We start from the raw sequence: 19,527 nt of genomic DNA, 5'->3' as shown, positions 1-19,527 counted from the left end.
CCCTGTCCAACCCGGCCGGCGCAACTTCCCGGACTGTGTCCGCTCAGGAGCCTCGATGAACTTCCGCTCACAACACGGCAGCCGCCCCGAATTGATCGACGATCGTCCGTTCGACACCGACAGCGCGCCCGATCGCACCGTGCTCAACGCGGTGCGCACGTGGCTGCGGCCGTCGTGCGAAAGTGCGCGCGGCAGCTCGCACTGGCGCGAAGTTCTCAGCGAAGCCGGGTTGCGCGAGGACGGCCTCGAACATTTCGATCTGCTGATGCGCTCGCTGATGCGCGTGTCGTACCGTCCGCTCGACACGCGCTGCCGCTGCGCGACCGAGCTCGGCAAGGACGAGGCGGTGGTGCTGCAAACCATCGCGTTGCTGCAAAAAACGCATAGCGGTGCCGCGTTGCGGATGCTCGCCGAGTGGCTGCCCGCGCCCGCTGTCAGCGGCGTGCTGAAGCTGCTGCGCTGGTTCGCGATCGACCTGCTCGACGCCGGCATCGAACTCGACGTGCAGGCGCGTCGGGTCTCGTACATGCACTGAGGATTCCCGCCGATGTCATTGGAACCGGAGCTCGAAGCGGCGGCGGTTGCGGAAATACGGGCCGCCCCGCCGTTCACTCCCGTCCCGTTGAGCCGACGCTTTCCGCGTCACACCGCGATGCCGCGCGCCGGCGAGCTGCAACTGTGGCGCTTTCGCTGCGAGTGGTTGCCGGTGCCCGTGCCGCAAGGCGACACGTGGCTGTCGAAATCCGAGCGCGAGCGCGCGCGGCTGCATCCGAACGCCGCGCTACGCAAGCGCTTCGTCAGCGCGCGCGTGGTCGTGCGCTGGATCGTCGGGAATCTGTTCGAGTGCGAGCCGCGCGAGGTCCGGCTGTTCGACGACGGCGGCGACAAGCTGCGCGCGCATCATCCGCGCGATGGCCGCGGCATCGCGATCGACATCGTGTATGGCGGCATCTGGATCGTAGTCGGCATCGCGACGTCGGCGCTCGGTTTGAGCGTGGTGATGCCGACGCCGGGCATCGCGCCCGGCGAAACGCCGCAACGACTGCGCCGGCGCGCGCGCCACGACAGTCTGCGCAGCGCGTTGCGCGATGCGCCCGTGGAATTCGATCACACGGTGCTCGCATTCGACGGGCCCGCCTGCTTCACGCTCGATCTCGCGCAATACGGCGAATGGCACATGCTCGATCTGCCGATGAACGGCCAGTTGCGCGCGGCCGTCGCGGTTGCGCAGCCGTTGAGCGAGGTGTCGCTGATCGGCTGGCCGAAGAAGACGATGCAGTAGGCGCGGCGTTCGGTCAGGCTTCGAGCGCGCCGTCGCGCGCGCAACGCATCGCCTCCAATAGCGTCTCGTGATCGCCGATGTGATTGGCCAGCAGCAGAATCAGTTGTGCGTTGGCCGATTGGCTCTGCGCGTCGTCGAGGCCGCGATGCATGTCGATCAGCGCCTCGTAGAAATCGTCGGGGCGCGTGAGATTCGGTTCGGTGTTCAGTCGCGTCGCTGTCATTTCGGTCTCCTGCGCGGTTTCTGTCAATGCGCGACCGGCGTTGCCGCTGCGCTCACATCCGCCTTCACGGACAGCGCCGCGGTCGCCGCGTCGATACATAACGCGCGCCTGAGCGCATCCTCGACCGCGCGCGCGTCGAGTTGCCGCCAACGCGCGCAGACGTGCTGATCCGGACGGATCAGATAGAAGGTTCCGGGCGTCGCGTCATAGCGCGCGCTCGCCAGACCTTCGATATCGCGCACCACCCGCATGTTGGTCAACCTGCCGCCGCGGGCGGCGCCCTGCAACACGACCACCAGCTTCAGCGCCAGCGGCCCCGCGCGCAGCACGTTCAGTGCGGTACGGGTGGCCTGATCGATACCACGCTCATCGCAGAACAGCAGACCGGTGAACTGCTCGCCGAGCTGGCGCAGCAGCCAGCCCGGCTCGTCGTCGAGTTGCACCGGCGCATCGACACAGGCCGCGCCGGGCACCATCGCACCGTCGAAACGCGCGCAGTCCGGCGTATTGAGCGGCGAATCGCGCAACACCGCCGGTACCGACAGCCGCCCGCTATTGGTCAGCTGACGCGCGAACGGATAGTGTCGCGACAGCTTCAGCACGGCATCGCGAAACACGCGGCTGACCTGCGTCTTCGGCGTGATGAAATCGGTCGAACGGGTCGAGTTGCGGATGTTTTCATCGGCCGCGAATTCGCGTTCGCTCGCGTAGGTGTCGAGCAGCGCGTCGGGCGCGTGGCCATCGAGCACCATCGCCAGTTTCCACGCGAGGTTTTCCGCGTCCTGCACGCCGCTATTCGCGCCGCGCGCGCCGAACGGCGACACGCCATGCGCGGCATCGCCGGCGAACAGCACGTTGCCATGGCGGAAGCGCTCCATCCGCGTGCACGCGAACGTGTAGACGCTAACCCATTCCAGTTCGAACTTCGCGTCGGCGCCGAGCAACGCGCGCACGCGGGGCATCACGCGCTCCGGCGTTTTTTCAAGCACCGGATCGGCGTCCCAGCCGAGCTGGAAATCGATGCGCCACACGTTGTCCGGCTGACGATGCAGCAACACCGACTGATTCGGATGGAACGGCGGATCGAACCAGAACCAGCGCTCGATCGGAAAGTCCGCTTCCATCTTCACGTCGGCGATCAGGAAGCGGTCGCGAAACGTGACACCCTTGCTGTCGAGGCCCATCAGCTTGCGCAGCGCACTGCGCGAGCCGTCGGCGGCGACCACGTAGCGGGCGCGCAGCGCATAGGTGCCGTCCGGCGTTTCGACATCCAGCGTGACGCTCGCGTCGGCGCTGCCAGGCGTGCCCTGCTGCCGAATGCCGACTACCTTGCTCTTCCAGCGGATTTCCAGATTCGGCAGTTCCTGCGCGCGTTCGAGCAGAAAACCTTCCACGTAGTACTGCTGCAGATTGATGAACGCCGGCCGGTGATGGCCGGCCTCCGGCTGCAGATTGAACGTGTACACCAGCTCGCTTTTGAGGAACACCTTGCCGACGTTCCAGCTGATGCCTTTATCGACCATCCGTTGCCCGCAGCCGAGGCGATCGAAGATATCGAGCGAGCGCTTCGAAAAGCAGATCGCGCGCGATCCTCTGGATAACGAACAATCGTCGTCGACCAGTACCACCGGGATGTCCTGCTGCGCGAGATCGATCGCGGCGGCGAGGCCGACGGGTCCGGCACCGACCACGATCACCGGGTAGCGCGCGGGCTCGGCTTGACCGGTTTGCCGTGGGTCGCGCGATGGTTGCTGGTCACGGCAGGGCCGGTACTCGAAGGCCAGCGCCTGATAGTCGATGCTCATTTCGTGTCTCCATCCCGCTGGGGCGTTATGCCTGCAGCGCGTCCCACATCTCCTTGTCGCGCTGCGCGGTCCAGATACGCGGATGCGTGAGGCCGCTGGCTTCGTCGTACGCGCGCGACACGTCGAACGGCAGACAGTGCTCGTAGATGAACACGTGACCGAACTTCGGGTCCATCGACTTGCGCGTCAACGCCATCGCGCCTTTCAGATCGAGCTTTTCGGCGACCGCGTCGCGGCCCGCCTGCAATAGCGTCGTGACGAAATCCTTCGTGTAGTCGAGGCCCTTGTTCACCTCGGCCGGCGATAGCAGCGCGGGGCCGCGGCCCGGCACCAGTTTTTCCGCGTTCAGCGCGCGCAGCGCTTCGAGTGTCGCGGGCCACTGTTCGAGTTGCGCGTCACCGCAATAGCAGGCCGCGTCGTACTCGACCAGGTCGCCGGAAAACAGCACCTTCTGCGACGGCAGCCACACGACCGTGTCGCCCTTGGTGTGGCCGGCGCCGAGATGCGCGATTCGTACTTCGAGCTTGCCGAGAAACAGCGTGATTTCCTTTTCGAACACCAGCGTCGGCCACGTCAGGCCCGGCACCGTTTCGACGCCGGCAAACAGGCGCGGAAAGCGCTCGATCTCCGACTTCATGTCCTGCTCGCCGCGCTCGACGATCATTTCGTAAGTGCCGCGACTCGCGATGATCTGCTGCGCGCCCTCGGCGAAATACGCGGACGCGCCGAGCACGCGCACCGCGTGGTAGTGCGACAGCACCACGTATTTGATCGGTTTGTCGGTGACGCTGCGGATCTTCGCGATCAGGTCCTGCGCCATTGCCGGCGTCGCGGTCGTGTCGACGATCAGCACGCCGTCGTCGCCGACGATCACGCCCGAGTTCGGATCGCCCTCGGCGGTGTACGCATATGCGTTCTCCGATAGCTGGGTCCACGTGATCTTCTTTTCTTCGAGATCTGCCTGCGATGCGAATGCTTTTGCCATGCCTGTCTCCGTCTGGGTGAAGACGTGAGGCGAGACGGCCGGGCCGCTTTTGCAGCGGAGCGCGGGCGATGCCGGGGGAGATGTCTCGCCCCGCGTTGTGTTTGGTCGCGATGCCGATGGCGGGGTTAAGGGATGGTGTGGCTGGGGCGGGTTATTTGTCAATAGCGAAAAACGTCGTTATGTGCAAATTGGCGGCGATGTTTTCCCCTACCCCGTCCCCCCCGGCTCATGCGGCAACAACCTCGCTTTCGCGTGCCGCATCTTCTCCAGCGTCCGCGGCCCGGCCTTCAACGCGACGCCGATCGCCAGCGCATCCATGATGCACAGATGCACGAGCCGCGACACGCCCGGCGTATTCGGATCGATCGGGCTCGGCACCCGCAACAGCAGCGGAATATCCACAAGCCACGCAAGCCGCGAGCCGACATTGGTCAGCGCGATCGTCGTCGCGCCGCGCTCCTTCGCGATCTGAATGCTTTCGTTTACTTCGACGCTGCGGCCAGAATGCGAAATCGCGAACGCGACATCGCCGGGTTCCATCAGCCCCGCGTAAAGCCGCTGCAAATGACCGTCGGTAAACGCGGCGGCGGCAATGTCGATGCGCAGAAACCGCAGCGCCGCGTCCTGTGCGACCAGCCCCGAACCCGAGCCCACGCCGAAGAAAAACACCCGCCTTGCGCTCGACAACGCGGCCAGCGCACTCTCGACCACCGCGGGATCGAGCGCGCCGCGCGCATGCGTGATGCCGTCGATCGCTGCCTCGCCGACCTTGTCCATCAGCGTCTGCACATCGTCGTCGCGCGCGACCGCGGTCGATGCATAAGGCAGTCCGCCCGCGACGCTCTGCGCGAGTCGCATCTTGAAGTCGCGCAGCCCGTGCGCGCCGATTGCGCGACAAAAGCGCGTGACCGAAGGCTCGGACACGTCGGCGCGCTGCGCGAGTTCGGTGATGCTCGCGCGCATCGCGAAGTCGACGTCGGCCAGCACCATCTCGGCGACCTTGCGCTCGGCGGGCCGCAGACTCGTCAATGCGCCGCGGATGTGGGGAATCAAGTTCGGTGCGGACACCCGGTGTTCCTTTGGGGCTGTTTAGGTATGGAATCCGCGTTGCTCGCAGTTTGTGCGGCGTGCTTCGACTTCGCTCGCTTCGCGTCGTCACCTCGCCGCAACACGCGGTTCAGACCAGCCTGCGCCCACTCTCCGTATCGAACAGATGAATATGTTCGGCCGGCAAACGCAGCGCGACCCGCTGCCCCGGTTCGATCTTCGCGCGCTCGCGCGTCGTCGCGCACCATGTGGTGCCGCCGATTTTCCCGTACAGGTGCGTCTCCGCGCCGGTCGGCTCGACCACCTCGACCTCGAGCTCCGCGTCCGGAATCTGCGTGGTGATCTCGATGTGTTCGGGCCGCACGCCGAGCGTCACTTTCGCGCCGGGCGTCGCCGACGCGGGCGCCCCCTCGAGCGCAACCTCGCTGCCGTCGGCCAGTTTCAACGCGAGACCGTGGCCCTGCGAACGGTTGACGATCGTCCCTTCGGCGAAGTTCATCGACGGCGAACCGAGAAAGCTCGCGACAAACAGATTCGCCGGCCGGTCGTACAGCTCCAGCGGCCGGCCGATCTGTTCGATCCGCCCCGCGTTCATCACGACGATGCGGTCGGCCATCGTCATCGCCTCGATCTGATCGTGCGTGACGTAGATCACCGTATTCTTCAGCCGCTGATGCAGCGCCTTGATCTCGGTGCGCATCTGCACGCGCAGCTTCGCGTCGAGGTTCGACAACGGTTCGTCGAACAGGAACAGCGACGGCTCGCGCACCACCGCGCGGCCCATCGCGACCCGTTGCCGTTGACCGCCCGACAGCGCGCGCGGCAGCCGGTCCAGATAACCGCTCAAATTCAGCATCTTCGCGGCGGCGTCGATCCGCGGCTTGAAGCTCGCAGAGGATTCCCGACGAATTTTCGGGCCGAACGCGATGTTGTCGTAGACCGTCAGATGCGGATACAGCGCATAGCTCTGGAACACCATCGAGATATTGCGCTGCTGCGGCGGCAGCGCATTCGCGCGCGTGCCGCCGATCAGCAGATCGCCGCCGCTGATCTCCTCGAGCCCGGCCACCATCCGCATCAACGTGCTCTTGCCGCAACCGGACGGTCCGACCAGCACGACGAACTCGCCGTCGTCGATGTCGAGGTCGATGCCGTGCACCACCTGCGTGTCGCCATAGCGTTTGAAGATGCCGCTCAGTTGCACTGCTGCCATGCTGTCCTCATTGTGTTGCCGCGGATTGGGTTGGGGCGTCGGGTGAGTGCGTCGGGTCGAGCGTGCTTGCGATCACAGCGATTCGAGCGTCAGCTCCTGCGCCATCAGCCGGTTGCCGGCCATCAGGCCTCCGTCCACCGGCAACGCGACGCCGGTGATCACGCGCGCCATCGGCGACGCGAGAAACAGCACCGCGTCGGCGATATCGTCGGGTGTCGCGAAGTCGCGCAACGGGTACCACTTTTTCAGGTCCTCGAACACTTGCGGGTTCTTGTCGACACGCGCCTGCCACGCCTGAGTCTTCACGGTGCCCGGACACACGATGTTGGCGCGAATCCCATAACGTCCCAGCTCGACTGCCAATGCTTTCGTATAACTGATCAAACCGGCTTTCGCCGCGCTGTATGCCGGATGACCGAGCGCGGCCAGGCCGTTCACCGAGCCGATCAATACCAGCGCGCCGCGTTGCCGTTCGATCATCGACGCGCGCACCGCTTCGACTGTGTGATAGGTGCCGTTCAGATTCAGATGGACGTCGCGCTGCCAGCTGGCCGCGTCCGTATTCGCGAGCGTCGTGCCGAAAGCGGCGCCCGCGTTCGCGACCAGCACGTCGACCGGACCTTGCCGCGCGACCGCGGCGGCCACCGCTTGCTGCACCGCGGCGGCGTCGCCGAGATCGGCGACGACCGGCGTGACCTTGTCCGCGCCGAGCTGCGCGGCGAGCGACTGCAACGCGGCCGCATCGATGTCGAGCGCGAGCACCGTGTCGCCCTCGCTGACAAAACGCTTGCACAGCACGCTGCCGATTCCGCCGCATGCGCCCGTTATCAACACCACACGATTCATCTGAGCCTCGCTGATTCGACCGCCGCTCGCCCGTCGCTGCGGCGGACTTTTACTCGCCGTTTTTCGCCCGCGTCGCGCGCGCTTCCCGGCTACTTCGGACTTCTTGCCGTCGCGTTCGGCCGCCCGCTTCCGCGACACCACAGCGCTGTAAATTTCCTACAAACCTGACGATGCGAATTGCTTTTCAATCCCGAAGAGTGGGTTTTCGATCGATCACGCAGTGCGAAATACTCCATGTTTTACAGCATCTTATGCACAAAATCGCCCGAGAAAAAATATCGCAGACCCTACGTGACAAGCTATTTTTCGTCATGTAGGATTTTTTCAAACAATTCCACCCCGGCGGCCGGCGACGGCGGCAACCACCCACAGGAGAGAGAGAAATGTCGTTGCATGCCCGTGCTTCCCTCGCGCTAGGCAAAGTCGCCGTGGCGCTCGCGTTTGCTGGTATCGCCGTCTCGGCTCATGCCGAAACGGTCCGCGTCACCGTCGCTCATTACAGCGACGCGACCGCGCCGTACTTCGAACGAATGGCCCGCAACTTCGAGAAGGCCAATCCCGGCACGACCATCAAGATCGAAGACGTGAACTGGGACACGCTGCAACAGAAGCTGCAAACGGATATCTCCGGCAATGCCAACGCCGACCTCGCAATCGTCGGCACGCGCTGGCTGCTCGACTTCGTGAAAGACGACGTCGCCGAACCGCTCGACGGCTATATGGATGCGAACTTCAAGGGCCGTTTCATCGCGCCGTTCCTCGCGCCGGGCCAGATCAACGGCAAAACCTACGGGCTGCCGATCGCCGCATCCGCGCGCGCGCTCTACTACAACAAGGACCTGCTCACGAAGGTCGGCTATCCGGACGGCCCGAAAACCTGGAATGAAGTCATCGACGCATCGAAGAAGCTGAAAGCGCAGGGTGTCGCCGGCTTCGGTCTGCAAGGCAAGGAAATCGAAACCGACGTCTACTATTACTACGCGCTGTGGACGATGGGCGGCGACGTGGTCGGCAAGGACGGCAAGGCCGCGTTCAATTCGCCGGCCGGCGTGAAGGCCGCGACGATGTACAAGCAGATGATCGATCAGGGTCTGACGCAACCGGGCGTGACCGGCTATAGCCGCGAAGACGTGCAGAACCTGTTCAAACAGGGCCGCGTCGCGATGGTGATTTCGGCGCCGTTCCTCGCCAAGCAGATCGCGAAGGAAGCACCGAACCTGAAGTACGGGATCGACCCGGTGCCGATGGGCACCACCCACGCCACTTACGCGGTCACCGACTCGATCGTGATGTTCAAGAACTCGAAGGTGAAGAAGAGCGCGTGGAAGTTCCTCGACTATCTGTTCACGAAGGAACCGCGCGTGGAGTTCACCAAAACCGAAGGGTTCCTGCCGACCACCAAGGCCGAAGCGAGCGACCCGGCATTCAACGATCCGGACACCAAAGCGTTTATCGCGCTGCTGCCGACCGCGCACTTCGCGCCGACCGTGACCGGCTGGGAAGACACCGCGAAAGCCGTGACCGATTCGATGCAGGCGATCTACCTCGGCAAGGCGCAACCGGCCGACGCGTTGAATGCCGCGGCGACGCAGGCGAACAAGTCGCTCGGGCACTGATAGGCGGCGAATCAGCGCTGACTGTCTGAAGGCGTGACGCGCGCCGCCGTTGCGACGGCGGTGCGCGTGTTTTCGCGCTATACCGGTTCTATCTGAAAGTACTCCGACGCCCATTCCGTCGCGCCCGCTCTTCGAGAAGGCGCGTCTCACGATCGAGCACGCATGAGCCGTTCCGTTTCCACGCGCCCGCTTACGCCCTGGTTGCTGATTGCGCCGAGCCTCGTGCTCGCGCTGTTCATCATCAGCTACCCGATTTTCAACATCGTGTGGCAATCGCTGCACGACGTGTCGCGCTTCGGCGCGATTCGCGATTTCACCGGGCTGCAGAATTTCATCAACGTATTTCAGGACCCGGTGTTCGTCGCTTCCGCGCGCCGCACGATCGTCTGGACCGTGTGCGTGGTCGGCGGCACGGTGCTGATCTCGGTACCTGTCGCGCTGATTCTGAATCAGGACTTTTATGGCCGCGGCATCGCCCGCACGATCGTGATGCTGCCGTGGTCGGTGTCGCTGACGATGACCGCCGTGGTCTGGCGCTGGGCCTTCAACGACGACTACGGGATGGTCAACGTGACGTTGCAGCGGCTCGGGTTGATCAGTGGTCCGATTCATTGGCTCGCGACGCCGGAGTTTGCGTTTCCGGTCGAAATCGGGGTCGGCATCCTCGTGTCGATCCCGTTCACGGTAACGATCTTTCTCGGCGGCCTTTCGTCGGTGCCAGGCGATATCTACGAAGCGGCGCGCATCGACGGCGCCAGCGCGTGGCAGCAATTCCGCCAATTGACGATGCCGCTGCTGCGCCCGTTCATCAACATGGCGATCCTGCTGAACGTGATTTACGTGTTCAACTCGTTTCCGATCATCTGGGTCATGACGCAAGGCGGCCCCGACAACAGCACGCACATTCTCGTCACCTATCTGTACGAACTCGGCTTCCGGCTCGGCCGTCCGGGCGAAGCGGCGGCGGTGTCGCTGATCATGCTGGTGATGCTGTTCGTGTTCTCGGTCGCCTATCTGCGTGCGCAACGCGCGAAACAAGGAGAGCCGTCATGAGTCTGAGCGCGAAAGCCAAACGCTCGCTGTGGTGCTGGCTCGCACTGACGCCGCTGGTGATCGTCGTGCTGTTTCCGTTCGCGGTGATGTTCTTCACAGCAGTGAAGCCAGCCTCCGAGATCTTCGTTTATCCGGCGCGCTGGCTGCCGATGCACTGGCAATGGCGCAATTTCATCGATATGTGGACCGCGGCCAATTTCGGCGTCGCGCTGCGCAACAGCGTGATCATCAGCACGCTGTCCACGTTGCTCGCGCTCGCGGTCAGTTTGCCCGCCGCGTATGCGCTCGCGCGCTTTCCGTTTCGCGGACGCGGTCTCTATAGCCAGTTTCTGCTGATCACGCAGATGCTTTCGCCGATCCTGCTGGTGGTCGGTTTGTTCCGGCTGGCCGCGATGATCCCGTGGGGCGACGGCAACCTGGTCGACTCGAAGATCGGCGTGATCGTCTCGTATGCGGCGTTCAATATCGCGTTCGCGGTGTGGATGCTGTCGTCGTACTTTCAGACCGTCCCGCAAGATCTCGAAGAATCCGCGTGGCTAGAAGGCTGCAGCCGCACCCGCGCGGTATTCAAGGTATTTCTGCCGCTCACGGTGCCGGCCATCGTCGTGACCGCGATCTTCACGTTCATCAATGCGTGGAATGAATTCGCAGTCGTTTATACGCTGATCCGTTCGCCGGAAAACAAAACGCTGACCGTGCAGGTAACCGATATGGTCGCCGGCAAATACGTGGTCGAATGGCATCTGGTGATGGCGGCGACGCTGTGCGCAACGTTGCCGGTGTCGGTCGTATTCGCGTGGTTGCAGCGCTATATGGTCAAGGGACTCGCGCTCGGCGCGGTGAAGTGAGTTTCGGAGAAGATTCGCGCGGCGCCGGCGGAAGCGGCGCCGCGCGAGAGCGTTATTCGACGCCGCGCACGATGCGCAGATCGCGCTCGACGCCATCGCCCAACGCGGCGAGTGCCTTTTTATATTCGTCGCTCTCGTAAGCGGCGACCGCCGCCTCGTAACTCGGAAACTCGATCACGACGGTGCGCTCTTTCAGACCCTGCTCGCGAGCCTCGTCCGCCACGCCACGCACGATGAACTTGCCGCCGGCCGCCGCGACAGCGGCCGGCGCCAGTTGTGCGTAAGCGGCGAGTTTTTGCGGGTCGTTCGTTTTGCGGTACGACGATACCCAATAACCTTTGCTCATTCGAATCTCCTGTGTGTTGGTGAGGCCCGTGCAGCTGGGGTTTCACATAGTAGCAAACACAGGCTCGCCGTTCGTGCGCTTGCAGCACCCGCATGCGGGTTACGCGTACCCGCAGCGCAGCATCGTCGGGGCAACGTCCGCAATCGAAGCTTCGCGTCATTCCTGCCGGACCACCAACTTGCCAAAGCTGCCGCGCTCAAGGTGATCCAGCGCGGCTGGCACCTCGTCGAAACCATATTCGTGCTCGATGACCGGTTTCAGTTCAAGCCAGTCTACTGCTCGAACGAGATCCTGCAGCGCGCGCCGGTGCGACACACCGATCCCCTGAATGGTGAGGCGCCCTTGCAGAACGGGGTAGACATTGCCGCGGAGCTCGTCACCTTGCAGATTACCGATAACCGATATGCGTCCACCCTGAGCCGCCGACGCCTGCGCATCAGCGCCCCGGTGGTATTCGGGCGCCACCATGTCGCGCCGGTGCTCCTCGATCTGGCGCGGCGCCATCCGGCCCTGCGGATCGAGGCTAGTTTTTCGGACCGAGTGGCTGATTTTGTCGACGAAGGCATCGACCTCGCGGTGCGCAGTGGCGCCTTGCCCGAAAGCGACACCCTGGTAGCACGGCCCTTGGGCATGCAGGTGATGGCCGTCTGCGCATCGACCACCTACCTCGAGACACATGGCACGCCGTCCACCCTCTCCGACCTGACCTCCCATCGCTGTATCGACTACATGCATGCAGGACGGAGGGTGCCATGGTCGTTCACGGATGAGCGGGGCGACATAGTGCAGCCCGCATTTTCCGGTCAGTTAGGATTCGACGATATCGACACGATCGCGGAGGCAGCCATCCGCGGTGAGGGCTTGGCGCACCTGCCTTTATGGCGAGTGCGCGAGGCCCTGGACGATGGGCGACTAGTACGCGTACTCACGCAGGTGCCTTCGGCGAGAACACCATTACATCTGATATGGCCTCGTATGCGGTTCCTGCCATACAAGATGCGTGTCACGATCGACGCGCTGCTATCTACCTTGCCATCGCAGTTACCCGCCGAGTGATATCCGGACTTCGAGCTCTGGTGCACTGGTAGGGTTGCCCCGACGTTCGAGCCGACCGCCCAACGGGAAAACGGGGTGGCTTGACCGCTGCGCAAAACCTCTCGCGCGCCTGCGCGGCGTCCCACGTTGTGCCAGACTTTTCACTGTTCACAGCGCGAGCACCGCTGCGCAAGTTGCGCCGCGGCTACCTTGCACCGCAGGCCGCTGCTGCACTGCATCGTTGGAAAGAGGCACAACATGAAAGCATCAAGCTCCCGGGCGCTACTGCCCGCGCTGATCGGCGCCGCATTGTGCAGCGCGTGCGCGACGTATCCCGCTCCCAATCCCGGCAGAAACCTGACCGACGCGCAATGCCGCGACCTCACCGCGATCAAGGCACACGCCCCACCCACCATGCAACGCAACGCGAATGAACTAGCCGCGCTGCGGCGCGCGGGCTACGACCCATCGCCGTGGTACGACCCGTACTATCCGGACGATCTGCAAGCCGCGCAACGTCTGGTCGACTACTGGTATCGGGTCGAGTGCGCGCCGCCACGCGGTTAACACAATGGATCACGGCCAGCTTATGGAGCGTATCCTAAGAAGCCTCGTGCCGAATTCGTCGGCTGGCCGGGAGGGTTCCATGGATGCGTCAGAGCGGGTCATCAAGTGGCGCAATCGGCCGCACGACGAAAGTGCCGGCAGCGAACAGCGCAATCCGCTGCCTGCGGTGTGTGACGTATCGGTGACGAACGTCTGCAATGCCGCATGCGACTTCTGCGGGTTCTCTCGCGACAAGCATCTGGCGGGGCCACGTCGCTATCTCGACCCTGAAGAATTTGCGCGTGCACTGCCGATTCTCCGCAGACGCCGGATTCGTTACATGACGCTGCAGGGCGGGGAGCCGCTAGTTCACCCGGAGATCGCATCGCTCGTCGCTTCGGCGACCAACGCCGGCATCCAGTGCGGCGTGATCACGAACGGCTGGTTTCTCCCCCGCCACATCAAGCAACTGGCGGCGGCTGGCCTCAAGCGTCTGCTCATTTCCATCGATAGCGCGGACATGAGCAAGCACGAGCGCAATCGCGGCCTGCGCGGTCTCGAGGCCCGCATTCGCGAGGGCATCGCTCAGGCGCATACCTTTGGAATCGAGGTCTGCGCGTCGATTACGGTGAGCCGTCTGGTCCGTTACGAAGCGCTTCCCGAAACGCTCAACGAGCTTGGCTTCGATGCCGTCGTTTTTTCCTATCCGCGGCGCGAGGCGTTCGGATCCACATCGCTCGTTTACGACGAAAACTCGACACTCGTCGATCTGAACACCGACGAACTGCTCGAAGCGTTGGGCGCAATCGCGCGCCTCAAGAAACGCTTTCGTGTCATGGACCCAAGTGCTGCGCTGGCCGAGGTCGCCCGGTTCGTGCGCGACGAACCGCAGCTGATTCCGTGTATCGGCGGCAGCAAGTATTTTTACATCGACTGGAATCTTGATGTCTGGCGTTGCGAGGCATGGCCCGAACCGATGGGCTCGGTCTTCGATCTCGACCGCCTGCCCGATCAACGCGAACCCTGCAATGCCTGCATGATGGGCTGCTATCGACATGCCAGCGTTCTGATGCACGGCGCCATCGCCGTGACTGACTCGGCGTACGCGCTGGGCAGGGGCGAGCTTGGCGCCGCTGTCGGTTTGTTATTCCAGCGCAGCGTTGCGTATTCGCTGTGGGCGTTGTCAGTTGAACAATTGCCTCGAGCGTCGCTTATATCGCTCGCCCGACGGACCTTCGGACGCCGGTACTTTCTGCGAGCACGCTAATTCAGGCCGAAGGTACATCGCCGTCCTTACGCAACAGCCCGACGTCGGCTCTTCCACCCCGCCCGTCAGCGACCCAACTGCCGATTAAAATCGCCATCGAGCTTAGCAAGCGAGTCGTCAATATGCCGGCGATTCCCATCGATCCACTTCTGCTGTTGCGCAATACGCGCCTTCGCTTCTTTCAACATCCGCGCCATTTCCGCGGGCTGCGGCCCACCCACCGTCGCGCGGTGATTGACGATCGCGGCCGGATCGAGCGTCGAGCGGAACTCGGCCTCGCTCATCGGCAACTCACCCGCATACGGTGTATTCGTGACGGTCTCGCGATAGATACGCTGCGCGTCCGCGTATGGAAAATCGAGCGGCTTGATATCCTTCTGCCGCGCATACTCGACCACGTTCGACGCGAAATGATGGCCGACGCGGAACGGCAGCTTGTACTTGCGCATCAACACATCGGCCACCTCCTGCGAGGCGGTCCAGTCGCTATTGAGTTCTTCGAGCGCGCGGTCGGGATTGATGACCAGCGCATTCATCACCGTTTGCCAATCCTTCAGCGCCGCGATCGCGCTGTCGATCATCTCGGTGTTCGCCTTCTCGTCTTTCGGGTCGGCCATGCCCGGCGGCAGATTATGCGCCTGCAACACCACGCCCTCGGCCTGCGACAACGCAGTTGACGCCTGCGAGCGTGTGCGAATCAGCAGTCCGGGGTTGCGCTTTTGCGGCATCGCGCTCGACACATAAGTATTGGCGCCGCCTTCCTGCAACAGAATCCATGGCCGCGATTGCGCGTATTGCGTCATCACGTCCTGAATGAAACTGCCCGTGTGCAGCGCGACGCTGGTGACAAGTGCGCTCGCCTCGACCGGTTCGTCGACCGATGAAATCTGCGCCGCGTCGTACGCGTTGTCGACGATCGCATTGAAGCCGAGATAGTGCGCCATGCGCTCGCGATTCAACGGCCAGCTGGTGCCGTTCAGCACCGTCGTCCCCATCGACGAACGATCGACCCGCACGTACGCTTCGCGAATGCGCTGCGCGTCGCGGTCGAGCCCGGCCGCGAAACCGAGCAGATAGTGGCCGTAGCTGTTCGGCTGCGCGGCGACGCCGTTCGTATAGTTCGGCACGACCGTCGACGAATAGCGGTCCGCGAGAGAGACCAGCGTCGCGGTGGTCTTGTTCAACTGGTCGGCGAGATTGAGCAGATCGTCGCGCAGAATCGCCGAACGATACGTGGCATGCATGTCCTGGCTCGAACGTCCCGCGTGCAGCAACGTGACGTCTTCACCGGCCGCCTTGATCAACAGCGGTTCGAACGTAATCACCGTCGACGGACGTTTCGCGCCGGGCTGATTACCGTCTGCAATGACTTTCGCGACACCCGCGGCAAGCCGCGGCGCCATCGATTTATCGAGCAGACCTTCGTCGGTATTGATGACCAGGGTGGCTTTGTTGATTTCGCCGAGCCAGAAGAATTCGTCGCGAGGCGTGACCTGTTGGGCGAAAACGGGAGATGCGCACAGCAGTACTGCTGCGGAAAAAAGCGAGGAGGAACGTCTCATGTCGGGCGTATTGAATGCGCGTTATTGGAATTGAACACGCCCGATTATAGAGGCGGCGCCCGTACCCGCTCGTCATTCAGACGCGAGCACGTAGCGCCGCTGTAAAGCGCTTTTAGTCGTCGTAGCGACGATGCTTATGATGGCGCTTGCCGCCGTGATAGCCGCGCGAGTAGTCGTCCGCGTAGGAGTTCGAGCGCGAGATGTTGCCGCCGAGTGCCGAACCCGCGCCGCCGCCGAGCGCCGCGCCGACGAGGCCGCCGGTCCGGCCGCCCATCGCATTGCCGGCCGCGGTACCCGCGCCGCCGCCCAGCGCGCCGCCGATGATCGCACCGGTACGCTCGCGACGATTCGACGTGACCGCGCCGCCGGCGCCGCCGCCGATCGCGCCGCCGATCACCGAGCCGGTGCTGCCGCCGACCGCGCCGCCGAGCGCCGCGCCGGCCACACCGCCGACCGCGCCGCCAAGCATGTTGTTCAGATCGCCGGCCAGTGCCGGCAACGACGCCGCGGCGGTCAATGCAGCCACGGCAACCATCTGGATGATTTTCTTCGACATATCGGCTCTTTGTGTTTTGGAGTGAGACGGCGCCGAGTATAACGGGGCATCCGAAAGCCGACTGTAACCAGCCGATTCCACGCCGGTAAGACCTGTAACAAAATGAAGCGGAGCCGGTAATTTTTTCGGTTTTGGAACAGCCCGCTGGTACTCGTGAAAACAACGAAAAGAAAAAGGCCACTCATCGCGAGTGGCCTTTTTCGGCAGATGGCTGCGTGTTTCTATACGTCAGTTGTGGCTCGGCATCATGCGGCCGGCCTCTCAATACGGATCACTCAAAAGATCGCTCAGTTGCTCTACGCGCTATCATCCGCGCCGCTTCTTTTTCAGCTCGATCTTCTCGAATAGCTCGTAGTCCGGCGTCGGCGTGTGATCCGCGCCCGGCGCGTGGTAATAGCTCATCGTGATCGTGGTCTCGCCGCCGTGCTCGCCAGGATCGTAGTCGAACACTGCGATGCCGTAGCCGGTACCGGTGTCGCGTTGCGCGGACCAGATTGCGTCTTCGACCGCATCGGCGCTGGCCCGCACGAACGTCCCCGCAGCCGTGGTCGACGGTATCGGACGATTCGGCTTCGTGAAGATGCGCGCCTGTGGCAGACCCGTGCCGGCATCGACGCCGTACACGTCGAGCGGCGCGCTGGTGCCGCCGCCGCCGAGGATCAGGTGAATCGTGCCGTGACTCGTATCGAACGTCGACGCACCGGCCGATACCGCCGACATCACCGGCTTCGGCTGCAGCGTATCGACCGGGCGGCCCGTCGCGATGTCCGCGCCCGTGTTGTGATTGCAGCCGCGCACCGGATAGCTGCGCTCGTAATCGTGATCGTGGCCGCACACCACGAGGTCCACGCCATAGCGATCGAACAGCGGCAACCACGCTTCGCGTATGCCTTTATCGGAACCGTTGCCGGTCTGCGACGAACTGAGCGCGTCCTGATGCATCTGCACGACGATCCAGTCGACGTCGTTATCGTGCGCCGCGTGTTGCAGTACTTTTTCGAGCCAGCGCGTCTGCTCGCCATTGCTATAGCCGCGCACGTAAAGCGAAGTGCCAGCGGGAATCGGCGCATTGCCGGTACTCGCAACCGGCGTCAACGGCGCGGGGCCCGCGACGAACGCTGCGGCATCCTGATAGACGACGTCGTCCGCGTCGAGCGATACGAACAGCACCGAGCCGACCCGGAAGCTATACCAGCGACCCGGAAAACGCGTGTGATTGTCGGGCAGCGAATAGCGCGACAGATACGACGCGAGTCCCTGCTCGCCGTTGTTGAACTCGAGTTCATGATTGCCGGGACACGGCATCCACGGCCGCATCGACGCCGAAGTCTGCGCGTTGTTGCCGAAGTCGCGCCACACTTCCGGTTGCTGCAGCGGATTCAGATTCGCGTAGCACAGGTCGCCGTTCAGCAGATGGAACAGCGGCTGGAAGCGTTCGACCGCCTGCACCGCGAAGCGGCTTTGCGGCGACGACAACACCCAGTTGGTATTCGGCGTCGCGAGGTCGCCGTAGCTGGTCCAGCGAAACGGCATGCGGCCGCGCGGCGCGGTGCGGAAACTCGCGCTGAAAGGCTGCGACGCTTTGCTGTCGTTATCGGCCGTCACTTCGTACTGGTAGTTCGTGTCGGGCTTCAGATCGCGCAGACGCGCGTGATAGTTGAATACGACCTCGCCATTGAGACCGTCGGTGTAGGTGTTTTGCACCGCGTGCACGACGTGCCGGCCGTGGTCGCGGCCGTTGCCGCTCACACGCACCTGCGGATTGACCGCGGGCGCGAGCGAGGACCACGATACCGTCACCTCGCTGGTCGGATCGTTGCCCCATGTCAGATGGATCTGTTCGGGCGTGCCGTCGGGCGCACCGCTATTCGCAGCGCGCGCGCTCGATGCGAGCGCACCTGCCGCCGAGGCGAGACCCGAGACGCCGGCGAATTTCAGAAAGCCGCGACGCGAAACGATCGAGGCGCCCTGTTCATCGGCGGATGAAGCGTTGGTGTTCTTTCTGTTCGACATGTCCGGTGTTGTCGTTGAGGTGGAAGAATGCCAGCGCAAAACAACGCGCCGCGGCGCGAGCGCGGACGGTGAAGACGCACGATCGTAGCCGCGCGGCGATGACAGCCCGATGAAACTGCGGAACAGAAAATGAGCGAGCGAACTCGGTTGCCATTATCTGAATGACAGCCTATGAAAGGAAAACGAATGAATTAATGCGGAAGCCGAAACGGCGCTCTGTTTCGATCTGCGTGAAGAGATGTAAAACCGAAGGGGATGTGAAACTGAAGGGTATTTGAAAAAAATAACCGTCGGGCGGCCGGTGCATCGCACTATTGCATTGCGCGCATGCAACCGGCTCGACTACCCGACCAACACTTTAGGCCTGTGCGCCCGCATCGTCCGCGGCTTGTGCGCTGTCGGCGTCCTGCTTGTCTTCTTCCTTCTTCTCCACCAGCGATTCGAGCTTGCCGGCGCCTTCGAAACCTGCGATCGCCGCGATACCTTTGGTCAGCAGCCCCGCTTCCGGGTCGACTTTTTCCGCTGCCTCAACGGCTGCGACCGCACCCGCGATCTTGCCCACTTCGTCCAGAAGTCCCATGACGCGCTCCCACAAAAAATAAGTGAAAGCGCATCGTCTCACGAACTTCCGGCGGTGTCGCTAAATGTTAATGGGTTTTACATTAGTCACCACCCAGTGGCAATTAAGCAGTCGAATAGCTATTTATGCAGCTGCTGCGCAGGCGGCTGCGGATTATTCGAGGGATTGGTGTCGTAGCGGGAAAAGCTGACTATTTCATTTCGATCCGCGAGTTTCGATAAGCCGGCTTCCAATGCATCGGCGACCTCCTTGCCATACACCTCGTCGCCATTCACGTAGATCGTGAATGAATGCAGATACTTGTGTCTCTTCTCCGGGTTCTCGATGGTCTGCCGCGTCCATTGATACAGCGGAAAGTTCTCAGTGCCCGTTTTCTCCGCTTCGCTCACGTAGTCCGCGAATGCATCGAACTGGCATTTGAGCGTCGCACAATGCGCATTCAAAAGCTCACGGAGCGCGGGACAGGCCGCGGCCGACGGATGGGGGTGCGGACAAAATCCTGGACTACCTGGAGGTAGTCCGTGTACTCGTACGAAGACCGCATTCGAGCAGTTCATCTCTATCTGAAGTTGGGCAAGCGCATCAGGGCGACCATCAGACAGCTGGGTTACCCGACAAAGAATTCGCTGAAGGCGTGGCATCGCGAGTACGAACGGTGCCATGATTTGCGAGCTGGCTATGTTCGTGCCGCGCCAAGGTATTCG

At 63.0% G+C, this 19,527-nt stretch carries 19 protein-coding genes and 3 pseudogenes; 9 read left to right on the top strand and 13 right to left on the bottom strand.

Annotated elements, in window-relative coordinates; translation table 11 throughout:
* Positions 1 to 55: 55 nt before the first annotated feature.
* Both LJ656_RS08780 and LJ656_RS08775 read left to right on the top strand, forming a co-directional pair.
* Complete coding sequence (locus LJ656_RS08780) at positions 56 to 535, top strand: hypothetical protein (RefSeq protein WP_230508898.1); 480 nt, start codon at positions 56 to 58, stop codon at positions 533 to 535.
* A 12-nt stretch (positions 536 to 547) separates the two neighbouring features.
* Positions 548 to 1,282, top strand: coding sequence for a 4'-phosphopantetheinyl transferase family protein (locus LJ656_RS08775; RefSeq protein ID WP_230508897.1), 735 nt, complete (start codon positions 548 to 550; stop codon positions 1,280 to 1,282).
* A gap of 13 nt (positions 1,283 to 1,295) precedes the next feature.
* Here LJ656_RS08775 and LJ656_RS08770 read toward each other — a convergent pair whose 3' ends face one another.
* The 6 genes from LJ656_RS08770 to LJ656_RS08745 form a co-directional block, all read right to left on the bottom strand.
* Positions 1,296 to 1,505 (bottom strand): DUF2783 domain-containing protein, encoded by a 210-nt coding sequence (locus LJ656_RS08770; RefSeq protein WP_230508896.1) that lies wholly within the window; start codon positions 1,503 to 1,505, stop codon positions 1,296 to 1,298.
* 23 nt (positions 1,506 to 1,528) lie between these two features.
* Positions 1,529 to 3,310: an FAD-dependent oxidoreductase gene (locus LJ656_RS08765; protein WP_230508895.1), complete on the bottom strand. Its 1,782-nt coding sequence runs from the start codon at positions 3,308 to 3,310 to the stop codon at positions 1,529 to 1,531.
* 25 nt (positions 3,311 to 3,335) lie between these two features.
* Complete coding sequence (locus LJ656_RS08760; RefSeq protein WP_230508894.1) at positions 3,336 to 4,295, bottom strand: MBL fold metallo-hydrolase; 960 nt, start codon at positions 4,293 to 4,295, stop codon at positions 3,336 to 3,338.
* Between the two features lie 207 nt (positions 4,296 to 4,502).
* Positions 4,503 to 5,363: a MurR/RpiR family transcriptional regulator gene (locus LJ656_RS08755; protein WP_230508893.1), complete on the bottom strand. Its 861-nt coding sequence runs from the start codon at positions 5,361 to 5,363 to the stop codon at positions 4,503 to 4,505.
* Between the two features lie 109 nt (positions 5,364 to 5,472).
* Positions 5,473 to 6,555: an ABC transporter ATP-binding protein gene (locus tag LJ656_RS08750; RefSeq protein WP_230508892.1), complete on the bottom strand. Its 1,083-nt coding sequence runs from the start codon at positions 6,553 to 6,555 to the stop codon at positions 5,473 to 5,475.
* A gap of 72 nt (positions 6,556 to 6,627) precedes the next feature.
* On the bottom strand, positions 6,628 to 7,401 hold the full coding sequence (locus LJ656_RS08745; RefSeq protein WP_230508891.1) for an SDR family oxidoreductase: 774 nt from the start codon (positions 7,399 to 7,401) through the stop codon (positions 6,628 to 6,630).
* Positions 7,402 to 7,784: 383 nt separating this feature from the next.
* Here LJ656_RS08745 and LJ656_RS08740 point away from each other — a divergent pair, with 383 nt between their 5' ends.
* The 3 genes from LJ656_RS08740 to LJ656_RS08730 all read left to right on the top strand — a co-directional run bounded on the left by LJ656_RS08740 (position 7,785) and on the right by LJ656_RS08730 (position 10,918).
* The gene (locus LJ656_RS08740; protein ID WP_230508890.1) at positions 7,785 to 9,017 is read left to right on the top strand and encodes an ABC transporter substrate-binding protein; all 1,233 of its coding nucleotides are present in this window, start codon (positions 7,785 to 7,787) and stop codon (positions 9,015 to 9,017) included.
* A 162-nt stretch (positions 9,018 to 9,179) separates the two neighbouring features.
* Positions 9,180 to 10,070 (top strand): carbohydrate ABC transporter permease, encoded by an 891-nt coding sequence (locus LJ656_RS08735; RefSeq protein ID WP_230508889.1) that lies wholly within the window; start codon positions 9,180 to 9,182, stop codon positions 10,068 to 10,070.
* Positions 10,067 to 10,918, top strand: a complete 852-nt coding sequence (locus LJ656_RS08730; RefSeq protein ID WP_230508888.1) for a carbohydrate ABC transporter permease — start codon at positions 10,067 to 10,069, stop codon at positions 10,916 to 10,918. The genes LJ656_RS08735 and LJ656_RS08730 overlap by 4 nt, the downstream gene beginning before the upstream one ends.
* A gap of 52 nt (positions 10,919 to 10,970) precedes the next feature.
* Here LJ656_RS08730 and LJ656_RS08725 read toward each other — a convergent pair whose 3' ends face one another.
* Entirely contained in the window at positions 10,971 to 11,264 is a 294-nt protein-coding gene (locus LJ656_RS08725) for a DUF1330 domain-containing protein (RefSeq protein WP_230508887.1), read from the bottom strand.
* A 156-nt stretch (positions 11,265 to 11,420) separates the two neighbouring features.
* Positions 11,421 to 11,693: pseudogene (locus LJ656_RS08720) on the bottom strand (zinc-binding dehydrogenase); the annotation flags it as partial.
* Between the two features lie 18 nt (positions 11,694 to 11,711).
* Here LJ656_RS08720 and LJ656_RS08715 point away from each other — a divergent pair.
* The 3 genes from LJ656_RS08715 to LJ656_RS08705 all read left to right on the top strand — a co-directional run bounded on the left by LJ656_RS08715 (position 11,712) and on the right by LJ656_RS08705 (position 14,112).
* Positions 11,712 to 12,320: a LysR substrate-binding domain-containing protein gene (locus tag LJ656_RS08715; RefSeq protein ID WP_329958838.1), complete on the top strand. Its 609-nt coding sequence runs from the start codon at positions 11,712 to 11,714 to the stop codon at positions 12,318 to 12,320.
* Positions 12,321 to 12,557: 237 nt separating this feature from the next.
* Positions 12,558 to 12,866 (top strand): DUF4148 domain-containing protein, encoded by a 309-nt coding sequence (locus LJ656_RS08710; RefSeq protein ID WP_230508885.1) that lies wholly within the window; start codon positions 12,558 to 12,560, stop codon positions 12,864 to 12,866.
* 79 nt (positions 12,867 to 12,945) lie between these two features.
* Entirely contained in the window at positions 12,946 to 14,112 is a 1,167-nt protein-coding gene (locus LJ656_RS08705; RefSeq protein WP_230508884.1) for a radical SAM protein, read from the top strand.
* A gap of 65 nt (positions 14,113 to 14,177) precedes the next feature.
* On the opposite strand, the gene LJ656_RS08700 is transcribed toward LJ656_RS08705, so the two are convergent.
* From LJ656_RS08700 to LJ656_RS08680, 5 genes and pseudogenes are all read right to left on the bottom strand, one after another.
* Complete coding sequence (locus LJ656_RS08700; protein ID WP_230508883.1) at positions 14,178 to 15,674, bottom strand: argininosuccinate lyase; 1,497 nt, start codon at positions 15,672 to 15,674, stop codon at positions 14,178 to 14,180.
* A gap of 112 nt (positions 15,675 to 15,786) precedes the next feature.
* Positions 15,787 to 16,230 (bottom strand): hypothetical protein, encoded by a 444-nt coding sequence (locus tag LJ656_RS08695; RefSeq protein WP_230508882.1) that lies wholly within the window; start codon positions 16,228 to 16,230, stop codon positions 15,787 to 15,789.
* A gap of 306 nt (positions 16,231 to 16,536) precedes the next feature.
* Positions 16,537 to 18,243, bottom strand: coding sequence for a purple acid phosphatase family protein (locus LJ656_RS08690; protein WP_230508881.1), 1,707 nt, complete (start codon positions 18,241 to 18,243; stop codon positions 16,537 to 16,539).
* A 358-nt stretch (positions 18,244 to 18,601) separates the two neighbouring features.
* Positions 18,602 to 18,823, bottom strand: a complete 222-nt coding sequence (locus LJ656_RS08685) for a hypothetical protein (protein ID WP_230508880.1) — start codon at positions 18,821 to 18,823, stop codon at positions 18,602 to 18,604.
* A gap of 119 nt (positions 18,824 to 18,942) precedes the next feature.
* Positions 18,943 to 19,302: pseudogene (locus LJ656_RS08680) on the bottom strand (hypothetical protein); the annotation flags it as partial.
* A gap of 42 nt (positions 19,303 to 19,344) precedes the next feature.
* On the opposite strand from LJ656_RS08680, the pseudogene LJ656_RS34955 reads away from it, so the two are divergent.
* Positions 19,345 to 19,527 (top strand): annotated as a pseudogene (locus tag LJ656_RS34955) (IS3 family transposase); the annotation flags it as partial.

Origin of the sequence: Paraburkholderia sejongensis (assembly GCF_020880815.1) — a bacterium.
GTDB classification, from domain to species: Bacteria; Pseudomonadota; Gammaproteobacteria; order Burkholderiales; family Burkholderiaceae; genus Paraburkholderia; species Paraburkholderia sejongensis.
The sequence above is the reverse complement of the archived record's forward strand: the minus strand, read 5'-3'. Positions and strand labels throughout refer to the sequence as shown.

Bases quoted from the DNA above. Each gene is read 5' to 3' on its own strand.
- LJ656_RS08780 (WP_230508898.1), top strand. From the start codon at position 56: ATGAACTTCCGCTCACAACACGGCAGCCGCCCCGAATTGATCGACGAT.
- LJ656_RS08685 (WP_230508880.1), bottom strand. From the start codon at position 18,823: ATGGGACTTCTGGACGAAGTGGGCAAGATCGCGGGTGCGGTCGCAGCC.
- LJ656_RS08740 (WP_230508890.1), top strand. From the start codon at position 7,785: ATGTCGTTGCATGCCCGTGCTTCCCTCGCGCTAGGCAAAGTCGCCGTG.
- LJ656_RS08730 (WP_230508888.1), top strand. From the start codon at position 10,067: ATGAGTCTGAGCGCGAAAGCCAAACGCTCGCTGTGGTGCTGGCTCGCA.
- LJ656_RS08725 (WP_230508887.1), bottom strand. From the start codon at position 11,264: ATGAGCAAAGGTTATTGGGTATCGTCGTACCGCAAAACGAACGACCCG.
- LJ656_RS08760 (WP_230508894.1), bottom strand. From the start codon at position 4,295: ATGGCAAAAGCATTCGCATCGCAGGCAGATCTCGAAGAAAAGAAGATC.
- LJ656_RS08750 (WP_230508892.1), bottom strand. From the start codon at position 6,555: ATGGCAGCAGTGCAACTGAGCGGCATCTTCAAACGCTATGGCGACACG.
- LJ656_RS08700 (WP_230508883.1), bottom strand. From the start codon at position 15,674: ATGAGACGTTCCTCCTCGCTTTTTTCCGCAGCAGTACTGCTGTGCGCA.
- LJ656_RS08765 (WP_230508895.1), bottom strand. From the start codon at position 3,310: ATGAGCATCGACTATCAGGCGCTGGCCTTCGAGTACCGGCCCTGCCGT.
- LJ656_RS08745 (WP_230508891.1), bottom strand. From the start codon at position 7,401: ATGAATCGTGTGGTGTTGATAACGGGCGCATGCGGCGGAATCGGCAGC.
- LJ656_RS08770 (WP_230508896.1), bottom strand. From the start codon at position 1,505: ATGACAGCGACGCGACTGAACACCGAACCGAATCTCACGCGCCCCGAC.
- LJ656_RS08705 (WP_230508884.1), top strand. From the start codon at position 12,946: ATGGATGCGTCAGAGCGGGTCATCAAGTGGCGCAATCGGCCGCACGAC.
- LJ656_RS08695 (WP_230508882.1), bottom strand. From the start codon at position 16,230: ATGTCGAAGAAAATCATCCAGATGGTTGCCGTGGCTGCATTGACCGCC.
- LJ656_RS08710 (WP_230508885.1), top strand. From the start codon at position 12,558: ATGAAAGCATCAAGCTCCCGGGCGCTACTGCCCGCGCTGATCGGCGCC.
- LJ656_RS08690 (WP_230508881.1), bottom strand. From the start codon at position 18,243: ATGTCGAACAGAAAGAACACCAACGCTTCATCCGCCGATGAACAGGGC.
- LJ656_RS08775 (WP_230508897.1), top strand. From the start codon at position 548: ATGTCATTGGAACCGGAGCTCGAAGCGGCGGCGGTTGCGGAAATACGG.
- LJ656_RS08735 (WP_230508889.1), top strand. From the start codon at position 9,180: ATGAGCCGTTCCGTTTCCACGCGCCCGCTTACGCCCTGGTTGCTGATT.